Genomic DNA, 16,790 nt, shown 5'->3' with positions numbered 1-16,790 from the left:
CGGGCCCGGCCGAGCCGGGAGCATTTGCCGGGCGCCTTCACGAACTCTTGACGGACGCTCCCACGGGTGCACACTATGAGAAATCTCTTTTACGAAAACCTCCTTTACCAAGGCGCGCACCACCGTCACCACCGTCACCACCGTCGCCACCGCCGCCCCGCGAGGAGGCCATCGATCCACGGGCGGCACCGCGCCGGCCCGCCGTGAAGGACGCACATGTTCCTCAACTCACCGACACCTCGGACGGATCCACCGCCGGCCACGCTCCAACCCTGGCTCCCGGACGACCCGTACGGCCTGCGACTGGTCGCCCTCGGCGTCGACTTCGACGCCGTGAAGGTCCCCCAGCCGCTGGCCCACTCCGTGCGCACCGCCCTCGGACGGCACGAGACCAGCTACATCGAGGACCTCCTGGACGGCTCCCACCTGTGGCTCGTCGCCCCCGGCAGCTGCTCCTCGACCGGCTCCCGCCACCTGGTCCTCTCCACCGGCTGGCACATCGCCATTCCCGGTCCGCGCTGCACGGCGCGGCGCCGCTGGAACTGCCCGTGGCCGACCCTCACCTCCGCCCGCCTCCTCCAGGGCGCCATCGAGGCCGCGTCCGGCCCCACGAAGGGGAGATGAGACGCCCACCCGAACCGACTTTGCGCCCCGCCGCCGCCCACACCCCGCCACGCGGCCTCGCACGACTCACGCGGACCGTGACCCCGCCGTCACGGTCCGTTCTCTATGTCGTGGGCAGGGATCCGAATGCCACGGACAGGGCGCCGACCGGCCGTGCCGGGCCTGGCACATCGGCGCACATCGGACGGTCGGCGCCGGTCGCGACCGTATAGGCTCAGGTGACGCCCGAGACCCTCCGCACCCGAACGCCCGGCCGAAAGGAAGCGCCGACCACCGTGGAAGCCGCATGGAACCGCAGCGTCTTGCGAACCAACAACGAGCGGCTCCTCCTCGATCGGCTCCGCACCGACGGTGCCACCTCCCGGGCCGAGCTCGCCCGGATCACCGGGCTGTCCAAGCCGACCGTCTCCACCGCGCTGAGCCGCCTGCAGTCCGCGGGCCTGGTCCGCGAGCTGGGCAAGGTCGTCGTGCCCGGCCGCGGCCGCTCCCCGGTGCTCTACGAGGCCGATCCGAGCGCCGGACACGGGCTGGGGGTGCACGTCGGCCGCCGGTGGGTCCGCGTGGCGCTGACCGACCTGGACGGCCGGATCCTGGCCCGTCATGACGAGCCGAACGACTCCGGCGACGCCCACGGCGCGGTGTCCAAGGTGATCGCCCTGGCCCGCAGGGTCACCGCCGAGGCGGACGTGCCCCCGGAGAGCGTCCTCCACACGGTCATCGGCGGGCCCGGCGCCGTCGACGAGCACGACGCGGTCCGGTACGCGGTGGGCCTCCCGGGCTGGGGAATGCCGGGCATCGTCAACCGCCTCCGGACGGAGCTGGGCACCGGCCTGACCCTGGTGAACGACGCCAACCTCGCGGCGCTCGGCGAGTACGCGGGCGGCGTCGGGCAGGGGCGGCGACTGTTCATGTACCTCCTGGTCGGCGCCGGCGTGGGCGGCGGCATCGTGGTCGACGGGAAGCTCTTCCCCGGTGCCCACGGCGCCGCCGGCGAACTCGGCTACCTGCCGTGCTGCAGCGCGACGGGAGAGGGCTCGGCCGGCGGGACCCGGCACGCCCTCCTGGAGGAGTCCGCCGCCGGCGGGGCCGTGGTCGCCATGGCCCACGCCAAGGGCCTGCTGGACGTCACCACCGCGAAGCAGGTGTTCGACGCGGCCCGGGCGGGCGACGAACTCGCCCGCAGCGTCGTCGCGGAGGAGGCGCAGCGCCTCGCCCACGGCATCGCCTCGGTCGCCGCGGTCATCGACCCGGAGCTCGTGGTCCTCGGCGGCGGCATCGGTAGCAGCGCGGACCTGCTGATCCCGCTGATCCGCGCGGCCCTGCCGCGCATCACACCGCTGCGGCTGAACCTGGCGGCCTCGGAGCTCGGCGACGGCGCCGTGCTGCACGGCGCGGTGGCCATGGGGGTGGAGATCACGCGGGAGCTGGTCTTCGAGAAGTGGCAGCGCGCCCAGGAACCGCTCGAGGAGTAGCGGCGGCCCGCGTGCTGCCACGCGGTTCGAGGGTTCCGTCCGGGTCGGTCGGCGGAGTACGGTCGTTCGAAGGCCGACCACCTGGCGACGGCCGACCCCGCGGACCCGCACCAGGGTCCGCCGTACCCCGGTTCCGAGCGGACCGGCCGCCCGGTTCCGTGCAGTCCGGGCACAGTTGAACCGCGCGGGCGGTGGTGCCGCACGAGAACGCCGGGACACCACAACGCTGGCACACCACCGATCCGCCGAAGAGGCCCGTCACCGCGCGGTGGCACCGCACCCCTCCTGCCACCGACGCCGTTCGCGCCGCCGATCGCCGCGCCGGACCCGAGGTCCTCACCGCACGGCCCCTCGCCAGACCGGCGTCCCGAAGTGAACCCGATCCGTGACCTGCTCCGCTCTTGACCGCGATCCTGTTAAGGAATTTTACTTTTCCCACACCGCCACCTCTAGCCCCCAGGAGGCACCCTTTGACCACCCAGCAAGGCCCCGGTCTCATCAGACGGGTCGGCCTGTTCCAAGCCACCGCCATCAACATGAGCCAGATGGTCGGCTGCGGTCCGTTCGTGACCATCCCCCTCATGGTCGCTGCCTTCGGTGGCCCCCAGGCCGTCATCGGCTGGATCGCCGGCGCACTCCTGGCCTTGGTCGACGGCCTCGTCTGGGCCGAACTGGGCGCCTCGCTCCCGGGTTCCGGCGGTACCTACGTCTATCTCCGCGAGGCGTTCCAGTACCGCACCGGGCGTCTGATGCCGTTCCTGTTCGTCTGGACGGCGATGCTCTTCATCCCGCTGATCATGTCGACCGGCGTCCAGGGGCTGGTCCAGTACCTCGGCTACCTGTGGCCCGACATGAGCACCGGTCAAGGGGACCTCGTCGGTGTCGGCGTCGTCGCGCTGGTGGTCCTCCTGCTGTGGCGCAAGGTCGAGAACATCGGCAAGGTCACGGTCGTCATGTGGATCGTGATGCTCGTCTCCGTGGCCGCCGTGATCCTCGCCTCCTTCACCCACTTCCACCCGTCGATGGCCTTCAGCTGGCCCGAGCACGCCATCGAGCTCGGCAGCGGCACCTTCTGGCTCGGGTTCGCCTCGGGCCTGACCATCGGCATCTACGACTACCTCGGGTACAACACCGCCGCCTACATGGGCGCCGAGGTCAAGAACCCCGGCCGCGTGCTCCCCCGCTCCATCGTCTACTCCGTGCTCGGCGTCATGTTCATCTACCTGCTGCTGCAAATCGGCGTCCTCGGCGTCGTGCCCTGGAAGGACATGCTCGACCCCAACAGCCAAGCCTCCCAGTCGGTGGTCTCCCTCGTCCTCGAACAGACCCTGGGCAAGACCCCCGCCAACATCATCACCGTCCTCATCCTCGTCACCGCCTTCGCCTCGGTCTTCACCGGCCTGCTCGGCGGTTCCCGCGTCCCCTACGACGCCGCCCGCGACCGCCTCTTCTTCCGCTCCTTCGCCAAGCTCCACCCCAGGCACAACTTCCCCACCGCCGGCCTGCTCACCATGGGCGTCATCACCACCGCCGGCTACCTCCTGGCCCGCCACATCGGGACCTCCGCCGACCACCCGCCCCTGACCATCCTGATCACCCTGCTGACCACGGTCATGGTGATCATCCAGGCGCTCGCCCAGATCGCCGCCGTGACCGTACTGCGGAAGCGGCAACCGAACCTGGCCCGCCCGTACAAGATGCTGCTCTACCCCCTGCCGAGCGTCATCGCCGGCATCGGCTGGCTGGCCATCTACGGATACGCCGACAAGGCCAACCCCGGTATCCACCCCATCGAGTGGTCCATCGGCTGGGTCGCCCTCGGCGGCGTCGTCTACCTGGTCTGGTCCCGCGTCGAGAAGGTGTGGCCCTTCGGCCCCAAGGAGATCCGCGAGGAGTACCTGACCGAGCAGCAGGCCGCCGAACACGTCGCCGCCTCCTCCTGAACCATCCCTGACCTGCGGGCCCCGACCGGTCACCCCTCCCCCGGGCACCGGCCGGGGCCCGCCCGCCGTCCAGGTACGACGGACGTCACGAAGCCGAGCTCCCGGCGGACTTGACGGCCCTCGACGGCCGTCGACGGCCGTCGGCGGATCAGGATTCCGGGCGCACCTGACAGCGGCTCAACGGGGTGCGGACTCCGTCCGGTCACCGGGGTGGCGACAGGCCTCCGGGTCGGGTGCGGGCGCCGCCTCGCACACGTAGCCCTGGTCGTCCTCGTCATGGCTGAGGTAGCGGGCGCTGCACTCGTCGGAGCCGAGCCGGTCGCAGTAGGCGAGGGCCTCGAAGCCGTCGGCGAACTCCCCCGGCGCACGGACGACCCAGGCGTCCGGAGGCAGGGAGGCCCAGGTGTCGCTGTCGACGAGCGAAGCGCCGGGCACTCGCTCCTGGAGCTCGGCGACCTGCTGGTCCCGTTCCTCCCGGTCCGTCGTACGGGGGATCTCGGCGAGCCCGACGATCCAGGTGCCGGACGGGCCGGCCGCCGGAGTCCCAGCGGCCTGCCCGCTCCGCTGCGAGAGCATCAGGGCGGTGGCCGCGGCGACCACGACGGCACCCACGACCACGTCGAGCACCACGGCGAGCCGGCGGCGCCGACGAGGGCTCGGCGCGGGTCCGGATTCCGCACGCGGCCGGGCGGCGCCGGTGGCGGACTCCGCGGACCCCGCGGACTCCGCAGGCGTCGGGGGCTCGGAGAGCACGGCGGTTTCCCTTCCATTCCGGTCGGATCGAATGTGCGGCTGCCGACGGGGATTCTTTCAGGGCAATCCTGAGGTTTTGATGAGGTCACCCGGCATCACGCATCGGCGAAATCCGTTGCTTCGGCGCGGGTGGAAACCATGTCTACAGTGGTCCCCCCTGGCACCGCCGACGACGAGGGCCTTCCCCGCCCCACCACGTCTCCCATCGGATCGGAGAAGACCACCCCGTGACAGCAATTCGGGACCGCTACATCGATACGATTCGTGCACTGGCCATTGTGCGGGTGATCGTCTATCACGCATTGAACCTGGGCTGGCTCACGATCGTCTTTCCGTCGATGGGCATCATGTTCGCCCTCGCCGGCTCCCTGATGGCCGCGTCGATGGACAAGTCGGGGCTGGTGACGGTCGGCCGCCGTCTCCGCCGCCTGCTGCCGTCGTTCTGGGTGCTCGGTGCGGTGGCCGTCTCGGTCATGCTGATCCACGGCTGGACGGTGGACGACCGGACGGCGGCGACCGACCCCAGAATGCTGTTCTGGATTGTTCCGCTGAATTCCCCACCGGCCAGCGACTGGGGCCAGGAATTCGTCGGAGTCCTGTGGTACATCAGCACCTACCTGTGGTTGGTACTGCTGTCGCCGGTGCTGCTTCCGCTGTTCCGCCGCCTCCCGGTGGTCATGCTCGCCCTGCCGTTCCTGCTGGTGTACCTGTTCAGTCTGAATTCGTACGGGATGAGCGACGAGATCACCGGGCCGATCACCGATCTCTGCAGCTACCTGGCCTGCTGGCTGCTCGGTTTCGCCCACCACGACGGCACCCTGCGCCGGCTCAGGTGGCGGTTGGTGGTGCCGGTCGCCCTGGCCGCCTTCGTGGTCGGCGGCTGGCTGGCCTGGACCAATCGGGCGGAATCGAATTTCGATCTCACCGCGGATCCCATGGCCAACACCTACTGGTCGTTCGCCTTCGTGCTGCTGTTGCTGCGGTGGCAGCCGAAGATGTCCTCACCGAGCCGGATTCCGGCGCTGGACCGGTTGGTCTCCCTGCTCAACGCCCGGGCGGTCACGATCTACCTCTGGCACAACCCCGGCATCTTCTTCACCGGCCTGCTGCTCGCCGAAGTCGGGCTGGACACCGCCCCGGTCAACGATGCCGTCCTGCTGCTGGGCACGCTCCTCTGGACCTTGGCGGCCGTGCTGCTGTTCGGCTGGATCGAGGACCTGGCGGCACGCCGACGGCCGAGGCTCCTCCCGGTCGGCGGTGGAACGCGCCGGGTCGCGGCCCCGGCCGCCGCCGAGGCCGGTGATCCGTCCGGCCAAGGCGGCCAGGACGGCCAGGGCCACGAACTCGACCAGCAAGGACGGCATTCCGCTCGGCGGTGACCGGTGCCGAGGGCTACCGGCCGGCTCCAGGGAGGACACGGCTGTGCCGCCGCAGGCCGCGGCGGCACAGCCATGGCGCACTCCGCTACCGGTAGGTGAGGCGGTCGACCAGCAGGTAGCTGCCGCTGATCTTGACCAGTTTCAGGGTGTGCACCCCGTAGGGCAGCCCGTCGATCGTGTAGACCCGCTGCTGGGCGTTGCGGGTGGGGGTGTTGGCGTTGACGCTGCCGCGCGGCTGACCGTCGACGTAGACGTCCATGGTGCCCTCGTCGCTGTTGGTCTCGGTGACCACGTCGGCGCCGGTGCCGTTGAAGGTCGCGGTGACCGAGTCGCCGTCGGTGGTGGTGGAGTGGACGTCGTCGTTGAAGTCGCCGTAGCCGCGGCCGGTGAGGTAGGACCAGCTGCCGGAGTAGACGAGCGACGGGTCGGGGGCCGGAGGTGGAGGTGTCGACGGTGCCGGCGGGGGCGCCGTCCAGCGTGACGGCCAACTGGCCCTGGTCGGAGTTGAGTTCACCGAGGACACGGAGGCCGGTACCGGTGAACTTGACGGTCGCCGTCTCGCCGTTGATCGCGGTGTTGTGGATCGCGTCGCGACCCTGCTCTGCCGCCTGGTGGATGACGGGGTCGGCCCTGCCGGGTTCGCGGTCGAGGCCGTGCTGCCCGACGGTGCGCTGCGCTGTCTGGACTCCGCGGCGATGCGAGCCACCGAGACGATCATCGGGCACGGCAACGGTTCAGGACCGGGCCAGGAGCCCCCCGCGCGGCGGTCGCCGCCTTCGGCGGCCACCCTCAGCGCGGCGCCGTCGCCACCGCCTCAGTCCCCGCCGTGGCTGGTCGCCATCGGGGAGCCGGGCGTGGGACGGCTGGCACTGCTCTCCCGGCAGCGCCTGTCCTTGCTGAGTGATGCCGGGCGCCTCGGATCCAGCCTCGACGTGACGCGCACGGCCGAGGACCTGACCGAGGTCGCGGTCCCGAAGTTCGCCGACTTCGCCGCCGTGGACATCCCGGACGCCGTGCTCAGCGGCGAGGAGCCACCAGGCCTCGGCGAGCCGGTCCGCCGCGTCGCGCTCAGCGGGATCCGGCCGTCCCCGCACCTGTACGAGGTGGGTGAGCCGATTCTGTACGGCCGGTCCACCCCGCAGGCGATCTGCCTGGCCTCGGAGGAGTCGGTCCTCGAGCAGGACCTTTACACGGCGGCCGGGTGGATCGCCCAGGATCCGGACCGCACCGAGCGGATTCGTGCGGAAGGCATCCACTCGCTCATCGCGGTGCCCCTGCGCGCCCGTGGCATCGTCCTGGGCGTCGTCGTCCTCTACCGGTCCGGGCAGTCGCCTCCGTTCGAGGAGGACGACCTGCTGCTCGCCGAGGAACTCGTCAGTCGCGCGGCCGTGAGCATCGACAACGCCCGGCGCTACACCCGGGAGTACGCCACCGCCCTTGCTCTGCAGACCAGCCTGCTGCCCCACGACCTGCCCGATCAGAACGCCGTCGAGGCCGCGCACCGCTATGTGCCTGCCCGCGGCGGCGCCGGCGGCGACTGGTTCGACGTGATCCCGCTCTCGGGCGCCCGGGTGGCGCTCGTGGTGGGCGACGTGGTCGGTCGCGGAGTGCAGGCGTCCGCCACGATGGGGCGGCTCTGCACCGCGGTACGGAACTTCTCTGACCTCGACCTGCCGGTCGAGGAGGTCCTGGCCCATCTCGACGACCTCGTCGAACGCCTGGACCACGAGCAGCAGGCGCGTACCCCCGCCGGGAACACGATTGCTGGCGCCACCTGTCTGTACGCCGTGTACGACCCGGTCTCGCGGCACCTCACCCTCGCCAGCGCCGGCCACCCACCGCCCGTACTGGTCCGGCCTGACGGCCGGGTCGACCTCCCGGATGTCCCGACCGGGCCGCCGCTCGGACTGGGCTGGCAACCGTTCGAGACCCTCGAGCTCCAACTCGAGGAGGGCAGTGAACTGGTGCTCTTCACCAACGGCCTGGTCCACGACGGTTCTCAGGACCCCGAGGTCGTGCTCGCCGCGGTGCGTGACGCACGCACCCGCGCCGCGGGGACCCCGGAGGAGCTGTGCCGCACCCTGCTCGAAGCCCTGCTCCCGGCCAAGCCGCGGGACGATGTCGCCCTGCTCGTCGCCCGCACCCGCTCGCTCGACGGCGGACAGGTGGCGCAGTGGGACCTGCCCGCCGACCCTGCGGCCGTCGCCGGCCTCCGCGCCGCGGTCGCACGACAGCTAGCCGACTGGGGGTTGGAGGAGCTGTCGTTCTCCACCGAACTGATCATCAGTGAGCTGGCCACCAACGCCATTCGCTACGGCGGGCCGCCCATCCAGGTACGACGGCTTCGCAGTCTCGCGCTGATCTGCGAGGTCACCGACGGCAGCAGCACCTCACCGAGACTGCGCCGTGCCGCCAGTACCGACGAAGGCGGGCGCGGACTGTTCCTGGTCGCTCAGCTCGCTCACCGCTGGGGCACCCGCTACGTCCGCGAAGGCAAGGTCATCTGGGCGGAGCAGCCCTTCCCGGACACCGAACCCCCGGTCGCCGAACCCCCGGACACCGAGCCCCTGGTCGCCGATCCGCCTCGCATCAGCGGCATCAGCGGTCGGTGAGCTCCGGCGCGTACACCGTGCCCAGCGGTTCCGGACCCACGTACTGCTGGCAGTTGCAGGGCCGCGGCTCGTAACTCACCGGGCGCCGGTCGGCGTCCCAGGCGGTGGGCGCCTCGACCACCTCGTGGCAGCGGCCCTGCCTGTCGTGCTTGGCCAGGTGGTGGGTGCAGCCGCAGACCGGCTCGGGCGGGCGGCCGGCCGCCTCCAGGGCGACCCGCTGCCGCTCGGTCGCCTCCAGCACCTCCAGCTTGCGCTTGTGCCGGGTCTTCAACGCCTTGCGGGCCAGGTCCGAGCCACCGTAGATCACCATGGGCAGCAGCCACCACAGGTTCCACAGATTGTCCATCAACGCCCCCCAGTTGATCCGTCCTAGGGCCAGATCATACGCCTGACCAGCGCGAACGCCCCGGCGGGGTCAGCGGATGACCGGCAGCACCGGCTCCGAACTGCGGCCCGAGGCCGCCTCGATGAAGGCCACCGGGTCGGCGACCTCCGCCAGCAGCGCGCTGGTGAACCGCAGCGCCCGCTCGGCCGGCGCGGGGCCGCCGACGGCCGCGACCAGGTCCAGCAGGTGGACGGTCGCCTCCATCAGCGCCACCTCGCCGAGTGCCCCGACCGTGACGCTGCCGAGCAGCGGGTGCGCCACCACGGTGCTCGACGGCAGGTCGGCGAGCCCGGCCAGGGCCTCCGGGCCCTCGGTGCCGAACCGGGCGATGAGCGCCGCCGGTTCGCTCGCCCTGGCCGCCTCCCTGGCCAGTTCGGCGACCTGTCCGGCGGCGGTGTGGGCGAGCCCGCCCGGCCGGTTGAAGGTCCGCAGGACGTCCGCCCCGCAGGTCAGTTCGGCCGGTCCGTCCAGGACGGCCGTGCGCAGTCCGGTGAACATCTCCGGCACCGGCGCCACGTGCGCGTACAGGTCCCGTACGGTCCACTCGGTCAGCCGGGTCGGCCGGTCCCAGTCCGCGGCTCCGAGAGCCGCCCCGCGTTCCGCCCAGGACCGCCAGGCCTCGGCCAACAGCTCGCGCACGTGGTCGTTCTGACTGCTCATCGGGGTGCTCCTCGACACAGTGTCCACGGAGTGTCCCACGCTACCCGCCCGCACGGGAGAAACCACTGGCACCCCCCGGTGCCCACCCGCCACCATCGACCCATGACCTCGGCACCCGCCCGCCCGCTGCCCGTGACCGCCGCCGCCCGCCCGGCCGCCGGTCAGCAGCAGCCCGGCCGCCCCCGGAGGCCCGACCGCGCCCTCGCATGAGGGCCGCGCTGGTCGCGGGGCTGCTCGCCGGGTGGGGCGTCGCCGTGCCGGTGGGGGCCGTCGGGGCCTACCTGGTGGCGCTCACCGCGCGGACCTCGCTGCGCACCGGGGCCTGCGCCGCCCTCGGCGTGGCCGCCGCGGACGGGCTGTACGCCGTGCCGGCCACCCTCGGCGGCAGCGGCCTCGCGCCCCTGCTGGTGCCGGTGGCCACGCCGCTGCGGATCGCCTCCGCCCTCGTGCTGCTCGCCCTGGCCGTCCGCACCGCCGTCACCGCCCTGCGCGCCCCCGGCACCCCGGCCGCCCTCGCGGCGCCGACCCCGCCCGGCCCTGGCCGGGCCTTCCTGACCCTGCTCGGGATCACCCTGCTCAACCCGCTCACGGTGCTGTACTTCGCCGCTCTGATCCTGGGCGACGGCCCCGGCAGCCCGGCGGGCCCGCTCGCCCGCACCGTCTTCCCCCTCGCCGTGTTCGCCGCCTCGGCGAGCTGGCAACTGCTGCTGGCCCTCGGCGGCGCCCTGCTCGGCCGGACCCTGGCCGGCACCCGCGGCCGCCGGTGGACCGCCCTCGGCTCGGCCGCGCTGGTGGGCTGGCTGGCCGTCCGGCTGCTGCCCTGACCCGCCCCGGCCGCGCCCTCGCCCCACCCGGCCGCACCCGGCCGCGCCCTCGCCCCACCCGGCCACAGCTGGCCGCACCCGGACACTGGTTGCGCTCCGTGACCGAGCGGGGCACGGCCGAGGCCTGTTTTCCGGGTATTCGTCCCTTGTATCCTGGTTCTGTATCCGCTGCGTAACCTGCGACCTGCCCGGCCCCGGCCCCCGTCCGACCCCGCCGCCCGGGCACGGCCGACGGCCCACCGGCACCGACTCGGAGGAGTGCGGACATGGCTGAGCGGGACGGCCCCGAGAAGCGCGGGCGCCTGAGTCGCCCCCTGGTGCTGGACGCCGCCGTCGCCCTGGTGGACCGCGAGGGGCTCGGCGCGCTGACCATGCGCAGGCTGGCGGCGGAGCTCGGCGTCGAGTCGATGGCCCTGTACCGCTACACCCCCGGCAAGGAAGCCCTGCTGGACGGCCTGACCGAGGCCTACTTCACCGAGATCAACACCCAACTGCGCACCGGCCTCGGCAGCGGCCACGAGAACGGCTGGCGGACGGAGCTGCGCCGAATCGCCCAGGCCTTCGCCGTCGTGGCGCACGCCCACCCCGAGATCCTGCCGCTGGTCGCCACCCGCCCGCTGGCCGTCCCGGTGTCCCGCCGCCCGGCACCGGCCCTCGCCCTCACCGAGCACATCCTGTCGGTGCTCGCCCGGGCCGGTTTCGACGACACCACCGCGCTGACGATCTACCGCACCTTCGTGGCCTGGAACCTGGGCTTCCTGCTGGTGGACAAGCGCCAGGTGGTCGACAACCCGGACGAGCCGGACCCGGTGCTGCGCCTCGGCCTGCACCGGCTGCCCGCGGCCGACTACCCGCGACTGCGCGCGCTGGTCCCCCGCTTCGCCGACTTCGACGACCGGGCCGAGATGCTGACCGGCCTGGACCGCCTGCTGGACGGGATGCCGGAGCCGCCCCTCGACGGCTTCTACGGCGCCGACGGGCCCTGAGCGGACGCCGACGGGTCCTGAGCGGGCAAGGCACCCGGGGGCGCTCCGGTCAGACCCGGGCGCCGAGCATCCGCAGCACCAACTCGCCGTAACGGCGGCCGAGTTCCTCGGGCGTACCGGAGGAGCGCTCGGTGTACCAGCGGGAGACGTCGATGCCCAGCGAGGTGACCGCGCGGGCCGCCGTGCGCACCTCCGAGACCTCGAACTCCCCGGCCGCCACCCCCGCCTCGATCAGCGCGCTGACCTCGCGCTCGATGTCCAGGCGCAGCGCCGCGACCTCGGCGTAGGCGTCCTCGGGCAGGGCGTGCAGCTCGTAGTTGACCACCCGGCCGACCGTCCGGGCCCGGGCGTGCCAGGCGGTGAACTGCTCGACCACGCGGCGCATCCGCTCGGCCGGGCCGCCCTCCCCGGCCGCCGCCTCCCGGACCAGGGTGAGGGTGGCGGCGTGTCCCGCCCGGCTGATCTCGGCGAGCAGGGCGGCCTTGGACTGGTAGTGGATGTACAGCGCGGCGGGGCTCATGCCCGCCGCGGTGGCGATGTCCCGGGTGGTGGTGGCGTGGAAGCCGCGCTCCGCGAACGACTCGACGGCCGCCTGGAGCAGCCGGTACGCCGCCTCGGGGCGGGTGTCGGCGCCGGGCAGGGTCGGCCAGAGGTCGGCGATGGGCGTGCTGGTCATGGCGCCATCCTCCCAGAGAGTCGTACAGGCATTCCCGCCGGCCGCTCCGCTGCGGCCGCCGGACTGTTGACAGGCTCTCGCACCGACAGCATGCTGAGCAAGCGCTTAGTCAGCACTGTAGAGCAGACCCGAAAGGCAGGACCCTCCGTGGTGCACTCCTTCAAGGGCCGGGTGGCCGTCGTGACCGGATCGAGCCGGGGCATCGGCCTCGGCATCGCCCGCGAACTGGTCGACCGCGGCGCCAAGGTCTGCCTCACCGCCCGCAACCCCGAGCCGCTCGCCGAGGCGGTCCGCGACCTGGGCGGCCCGGACAACGCGATCGCGGTCGCCGGCAAGGCCGACGACCCGGCCCACCAGGAGGAGGCGGTCGCCCGCACCCTGGAGGCCTTCGGACGGCTCGACCACCTGGTCAACAACACCGGCATCAACCCGATCTACGGGCCGATCCTGGACACCGACCCCGACGCGGCCGCCAAGATCTTCGCCGTCAACGTGCTCGGCCCGCTGGCCTGGACCCGCCGGGCGCACGCCGCCTGGATGGGCGAGCACGGCGGCTCGGTGGTCAACGTCGCCTCCGTCGCGGGCATCCGCTCCTCGCTCGGGATCGGCATGTACGGCGTCAGCAAGGCCGCGCTGATCCGGCTCACCACCGAACTCGGCGCCGAGCTGGGCCCGCAGGGCATCCGGGTCAACGCCGTCGCCCCCGCCGTGGTGAAGACCAAGTTCGCCGAGGCGCTGTACGAGGGCCGCGAGGAGAAGGTCGTCAAGGCCTATCCGCTGGGCCGGCTCGGCGTCCCCGAGGACGTCGCGGGCGCGGTGGCCTTCCTGCTCTCCCCGGAGGCCGGCTGGATCACCGGCCAGACCCTGGTGGTGGACGGCGGAGTCACCCTCGGCGGTGGGCTGTGACCGGCGGGCCGGACGCGCCGACCGGGCTCGGCGGACCGGACGGGCTCAACGCAGCGGACGGGCTCAACGCACCGACCGGCCCGGGCAGCGACCTGACCGGCCAGGGCGTCGTGGTGACCGGCGCCGGCCGGGGCATCGGCGCCGCCCTGGCCCGGGCCTTCGCCGCGGCCGGCGCCCGGGTGGTGGTCAACGACCTGGACGCCGACGCCGCCCGCGCGGTCGCGAAGGAGTGCGGCGGCACCGCCGTCCCCGGGGACGCCGCCTCCGCCGAGGGCCTCGCCGCCCTGGTCGACCGGGCCCGCGCGGAGCTCGGCGAGGTCGACGTGTGGTGCGCCAACGCGGGCGTCGCCCCGATCGGCGGCGCCGACGCCCCCGCGGCGGCCTGGGCGAGCGCCTGGGAGGTCAACGTACTGGCCCACGTACGGGCCGCCGACCTGCTGCTCCCCCGCTGGCTGGAGCGCGGCCACGGCCGCTTCCTGGCCACCGTCTCGGCCGCCGGGCTGCTCACCATGCTCGGCTCGGCCCCGTACGCGGTCAGCAAGCACGGCGCGCTCGCCTTCGCCGAGTGGCTCTCCGCCACCTACCGCCACCGCGGTGTCCGGGTGCACGCGCTCTGCCCCCAGGGGGTGCGCACCGACATGCTGGCCTCCACCGGCGCGGTCGGCGAGGCGCTGCTGGTGCCGACCGCGCTGGATCCGGAGGACGTCGCCGAGGCGACGCTGGACGGGCTGCGCCAGGACCGCTTCCTGATCCTGCCGCACCCCGAGGTCGCCGAGTACTACCGCGTCCGGGCCACCGAGCCGGACCGCTGGCTCGCCGGGGTGAACCGGCTCCAGCAGGGGCTGGAGAAGGGTGGAGCGCTGTGAGGGCCTGGCAGGTCACCGAGCTCGGCGAGCCGGCCGCGGTGCTACGGCTCGCCGAGGACGCCGCCCGGCCGGTGCCGGGCCCGGGGCAGTTGCTGGTCCGGGTCCGGGCGGCGGCGGTGAACTTCCCGGACGCGCTGATGGTGCGGGGGCAGTACCAGGTCCGCCCGCCGCTGCCGTTCACCCCGGGCGTGGAGCTGTGCGGCGAGGTCGCGGACGGCGCCCGGCGCGGCGAGCGGCTGATCGGCAACCCGGTACTGCCGCACGGCGCCTTCGCCGAGTACGCGCTGCTGGACGCCGCCGCCGCGTTCCCGGCGCCCGAGGCGCTGGACGACGCCGAGGCGGCGGCGCTGCACATCGGCTACCAGACCGCCTGGTTCGCCCTGCACCGCCGGGCCCGGCTGCGGGCCGGCGAGACCCTGCTGGTGCACGCCGCGGCGGGCGGGGTCGGCAGTGCGGCCGTCCAGCTCGGCCGGGCCGCCGGGGCCCGGGTGGTCGCCGTGGTCGGCGGCCCGGCCAAGGCCGAGGCGGCCCGGGCGCTCGGCGCCGACCTGGTGGTGGACCGGACGGCCGACGGCCCGGCCGGGGACTTCGTCGCCGCCGTCAAGGAGTTCACCGGCGGGCGCGGCGCGGACGTGGTCTTCGACCCGGTCGGCGGGGAGGCCTACACCGGCTCCACCAAGTGCGTGGCCTTCGAGGGCCGGATCGTGGTGGTGGGCTTCGCCGCCGGGCAGATCCCGGCCCCGGCGCTGAACCACGCCCTGGTGAAGAACTACTCGATCCTCGGCCTGCACTGGGGCCTGTACAACACCCACGACCCGCGGGCCGTGCGCGCCGCCCACGACGCGCTGACCGAGCTCGCCGAGCACGGCGTGGTCCGGCCGCTGGTCAGCGCCCGGGTCCCGCTGGCCGAGGCCGCGGCGGCCGTGCAGCTGGTGGCCGACGGGCGCAGCACCGGGCGGATCGCCGTCCTGGGCGAGTAGCCCCCGACGGCGGGCAGCTCGACGGCGGGCGGTCCGACCGCAGGTGGCTCAACCTCCGCGCCGGGCGGACTCGTTCTCCTGGGCCAGCCGCCGCAGCGCGAGCAACGCCGGCTCCAGGAGGACGGTCCGCAGCAGGGCCCGCTCGGCCTGTTCCAGCGGGTCCGCGGCCGGGTCGAGCTGGTCGAGGTCGAGGACGGCGGTCCGCTCGGCCAGTTCGGCGTAGCCGCGCAGGGTGGCGGGGTCGAGTGCGGCGCCGAGCGAGCGCAGGGTCTCCAGGGTCTCGCCGAGCACGGCCCGGGCGGGGGCGTGCTCGGAGACCTCCCAGCCGAGGGCGTCGATCAGCGCGTCCACCTCGGCGGCGCCGGGCGCCGGTTCGGGTTCCGGGGCGTCCTCGTCCACCGGCCGGGCCCCGAGCACCAGCCCGAGCACCTGGTGCCGCTCCCCAATGTGGCGCCCTCCGCCGACGAGGAGAGTTCAGCCGTGCCCACACTGCCCTGGATCGCCCCGAATCCCCCCACCCCCGGCACCCGGGCGGTCGTGATGGCCTCCCGCTTCGAGGTCCGCTCGCTCGCCGACGTCCCGCGGTTCTTCCTCCGCTCGCTCGCCGTCTGGCGCCAACTCCGCAACACCCCGGGCGCGTTGGGCGCCTCGCTGATCGCCCGGCCGCTCCGGCGGACCTTCTGGACGCTCTCCGCCTGGGAGAGCCGCGAGGCGCTGAACGCCTTCGCCGCCGCCGAACCCCACCGCAGCACCATGACCGGGCTGCGCTCCACCATGCGGGAGTCCACCTTCACCTTCTGGGACACCCCGGTCGAGCGGCTGCCGATCGCCTGGCCGGACGCCCACGCCCGGATCGACGCCCAGCGCGCCGCCGACCGGGCCCCGCAGGCCCCCTAACGCCCCGCGATGACCTCCAGCGCCGGGCGCGGCGGGCGGCCCAGCAGCGCCGCCAGGTCGCCCGGCCCACCCGGCCCGGCCAGGAAGCCGTGCGCGATCGCCGAGTAGGTGCCCACCGTCATCGGCACCTGGAAGTCGCGCAGCGCGTCCGAGGCCGCCAGCGCCGTCCGGACCTCCGCGAGCCCGCCCGGGCGGTACTCGGCGCCCAGCACCTCCGCCACCTCCGCGCCGCCCACCGCCCGCTCCCCGACCAGCTCGTACGTCCGCCCCGCGTGCCCGGCGGGCGCCAGCGCCACCTTCACCGCCACCTCGGCCAGGTCCGCCCGGGCCACGGCCGCCAGCCTCCCCGCCCCCAGCGGCGCGGTGATCACCCCGTCCGGACCGGGCGCGGCGATCGCGGCCAGCAGCTCCGCGTAGAGGCCGTTGCGCAGCACCGTCCAACGCAGCGTGCCGGACTCGCGCAGCCGCCGCTCCGTCCAGCGGTGCGCCAGCGCGTACGGCAGGTGGTCGCCGTCGCCGGAGAGGCTGGTGTAGACGACGTGCTCGACGCCCGCCTTCTCGGCCGCCTCGATCGCCGCGCCGTGCCGGGCGATCACCACGTCGTCCTCGGCGGCCCCCGCCGAGATCAGCAGCAGCGTCCGTACCCCGTCGAAGGCCTCGGCCAGGGTCTCCGGCCGGTCGAAGTCCACCAGGCGGACGGGCTGACCGCCCGGCACCTTCTCGGGCGTCCGGCTCCCGGCGACGACATCCGCACGGCCAGCGAGGCGCTCCAGGACGAGGGCGCCGAGACCTCCGTTGACACCGGTGACGAGCAGCATGTTTCTCCT

18 protein-coding genes are annotated in these 16,790 nt (G+C 73.5%); 11 read left to right on the top strand and 7 right to left on the bottom strand.

Translation table 11 applies throughout. The features are described from left to right. Positions 1 to 216 precede the first annotated feature (216 nt). The 3 genes from AB0F71_RS10200 to AB0F71_RS10190 all read left to right on the top strand — a co-directional run bounded on the left by AB0F71_RS10200 (position 217) and on the right by AB0F71_RS10190 (position 4,039). On the top strand, positions 217 to 624 hold the full coding sequence (locus AB0F71_RS10200; RefSeq protein WP_360230580.1) for a hypothetical protein: 408 nt from the start codon (positions 217 to 219) through the stop codon (positions 622 to 624). 302 nt (positions 625 to 926) lie between these two features. Then, on the top strand, positions 927 to 2,096 hold the full coding sequence (locus AB0F71_RS10195; RefSeq protein ID WP_360230578.1) for an ROK family protein: 1,170 nt from the start codon (positions 927 to 929) through the stop codon (positions 2,094 to 2,096). A gap of 470 nt (positions 2,097 to 2,566) precedes the next feature. Then, on the top strand, positions 2,567 to 4,039 hold the full coding sequence (locus AB0F71_RS10190) for an APC family permease (protein ID WP_360230576.1): 1,473 nt from the start codon (positions 2,567 to 2,569) through the stop codon (positions 4,037 to 4,039). A 177-nt stretch (positions 4,040 to 4,216) separates the two neighbouring features. On the opposite strand, the gene AB0F71_RS10185 is transcribed toward AB0F71_RS10190, so the two are convergent. Further along, a complete protein-coding gene (locus tag AB0F71_RS10185) occupies positions 4,217 to 4,792 on the bottom strand; it encodes a hypothetical protein (RefSeq protein WP_360230574.1) in 576 nt (191 codons plus the stop codon). 227 nt (positions 4,793 to 5,019) lie between these two features. On the opposite strand from AB0F71_RS10185, the gene AB0F71_RS10180 reads away from it, so the two are divergent. Further along, positions 5,020 to 6,171, top strand: coding sequence for an acyltransferase (locus AB0F71_RS10180; protein ID WP_360230572.1), 1,152 nt, complete (start codon positions 5,020 to 5,022; stop codon positions 6,169 to 6,171). Positions 6,172 to 6,256: 85 nt separating this feature from the next. Here AB0F71_RS10180 and AB0F71_RS10175 read toward each other — a convergent pair whose 3' ends face one another. Next, positions 6,257 to 6,685: a hypothetical protein gene (locus tag AB0F71_RS10175; protein WP_360230570.1), complete on the bottom strand. Its 429-nt coding sequence runs from the start codon at positions 6,683 to 6,685 to the stop codon at positions 6,257 to 6,259. A 64-nt stretch (positions 6,686 to 6,749) separates the two neighbouring features. Between AB0F71_RS10175 and AB0F71_RS10170 the strand changes: the two genes are divergently transcribed. Then, positions 6,750 to 8,783, top strand: coding sequence for a SpoIIE family protein phosphatase (locus AB0F71_RS10170; protein ID WP_360230568.1), 2,034 nt, complete (start codon positions 6,750 to 6,752; stop codon positions 8,781 to 8,783). On the opposite strand, the gene AB0F71_RS10165 is transcribed toward AB0F71_RS10170, so the two are convergent. After that, positions 8,770 to 9,093, bottom strand: a complete 324-nt coding sequence (locus AB0F71_RS10165) for a hypothetical protein (protein WP_360230829.1) — start codon at positions 9,091 to 9,093, stop codon at positions 8,770 to 8,772. The genes AB0F71_RS10170 and AB0F71_RS10165 overlap by 14 nt on opposite strands. Before the next feature lie 105 nt (positions 9,094 to 9,198). Then, the gene (locus tag AB0F71_RS10160) at positions 9,199 to 9,828 is read right to left on the bottom strand and encodes a maleylpyruvate isomerase N-terminal domain-containing protein (RefSeq protein WP_360230566.1); all 630 of its coding nucleotides are present in this window, start codon (positions 9,826 to 9,828) and stop codon (positions 9,199 to 9,201) included. A gap of 206 nt (positions 9,829 to 10,034) precedes the next feature. Here AB0F71_RS10160 and AB0F71_RS10155 point away from each other — a divergent pair, with 206 nt between their 5' ends. Both AB0F71_RS10155 and AB0F71_RS10150 read left to right on the top strand, forming a co-directional pair. Continuing rightward, complete coding sequence (locus AB0F71_RS10155; RefSeq protein WP_360230564.1) at positions 10,035 to 10,652, top strand: LysE family transporter; 618 nt, start codon at positions 10,035 to 10,037, stop codon at positions 10,650 to 10,652. A 266-nt stretch (positions 10,653 to 10,918) separates the two neighbouring features. After that, on the top strand, positions 10,919 to 11,638 hold the full coding sequence (locus AB0F71_RS10150) for a TetR/AcrR family transcriptional regulator (protein ID WP_360230562.1): 720 nt from the start codon (positions 10,919 to 10,921) through the stop codon (positions 11,636 to 11,638). Between the two features lie 49 nt (positions 11,639 to 11,687). On the opposite strand, the gene AB0F71_RS10145 is transcribed toward AB0F71_RS10150, so the two are convergent. Beyond that, positions 11,688 to 12,314 (bottom strand): TetR/AcrR family transcriptional regulator, encoded by a 627-nt coding sequence (locus AB0F71_RS10145; protein WP_360230560.1) that lies wholly within the window; start codon positions 12,312 to 12,314, stop codon positions 11,688 to 11,690. A 147-nt stretch (positions 12,315 to 12,461) separates the two neighbouring features. Between AB0F71_RS10145 and AB0F71_RS10140 the strand changes: the two genes are divergently transcribed. The 3 genes from AB0F71_RS10140 to AB0F71_RS10130 all read left to right on the top strand — a co-directional run bounded on the left by AB0F71_RS10140 (position 12,462) and on the right by AB0F71_RS10130 (position 15,066). Then, entirely contained in the window at positions 12,462 to 13,220 is a 759-nt protein-coding gene (locus AB0F71_RS10140; protein ID WP_360230558.1) for an SDR family oxidoreductase, read from the top strand. A gap of 92 nt (positions 13,221 to 13,312) precedes the next feature. Beyond that, complete coding sequence (locus AB0F71_RS10135; RefSeq protein ID WP_360230827.1) at positions 13,313 to 14,086, top strand: SDR family NAD(P)-dependent oxidoreductase; 774 nt, start codon at positions 13,313 to 13,315, stop codon at positions 14,084 to 14,086. Continuing rightward, positions 14,083 to 15,066: an NADPH:quinone oxidoreductase family protein gene (locus AB0F71_RS10130; RefSeq protein ID WP_360230556.1), complete on the top strand. Its 984-nt coding sequence runs from the start codon at positions 14,083 to 14,085 to the stop codon at positions 15,064 to 15,066. The genes AB0F71_RS10135 and AB0F71_RS10130 overlap by 4 nt, the downstream gene beginning before the upstream one ends. A gap of 48 nt (positions 15,067 to 15,114) precedes the next feature. On the opposite strand, the gene AB0F71_RS10125 is transcribed toward AB0F71_RS10130, so the two are convergent. Beyond that, positions 15,115 to 15,495 carry a hypothetical protein gene (locus tag AB0F71_RS10125; protein ID WP_360230554.1) on the bottom strand — a complete coding sequence of 127 codons (381 nt, stop codon included), beginning with the start codon at positions 15,493 to 15,495 and terminating at the stop codon, positions 15,115 to 15,117. Between the two features lie 51 nt (positions 15,496 to 15,546). Between AB0F71_RS10125 and AB0F71_RS10120 the strand changes: the two genes are divergently transcribed. Beyond that, complete coding sequence (locus AB0F71_RS10120) at positions 15,547 to 15,963, top strand: DUF3291 domain-containing protein (protein ID WP_360230552.1); 417 nt, start codon at positions 15,547 to 15,549, stop codon at positions 15,961 to 15,963. Here AB0F71_RS10120 and AB0F71_RS10115 read toward each other — a convergent pair. Then, positions 15,960 to 16,781 (bottom strand): NAD(P)H-binding protein, encoded by an 822-nt coding sequence (locus tag AB0F71_RS10115; protein ID WP_360230550.1) that lies wholly within the window; start codon positions 16,779 to 16,781, stop codon positions 15,960 to 15,962. The genes AB0F71_RS10120 and AB0F71_RS10115 overlap by 4 nt on opposite strands. Positions 16,782 to 16,790 lie beyond the last annotated feature (9 nt).

The organism is Kitasatospora sp. NPDC028055 (assembly GCF_040637885.1).
In the GTDB taxonomy this organism is placed as follows: Bacteria; Actinomycetota; Actinomycetes; order Streptomycetales; family Streptomycetaceae; genus Kitasatospora.
The sequence above is the reverse complement of the archived record's forward strand: the minus strand, read 5'-3'. Positions and strand labels throughout refer to the sequence as shown.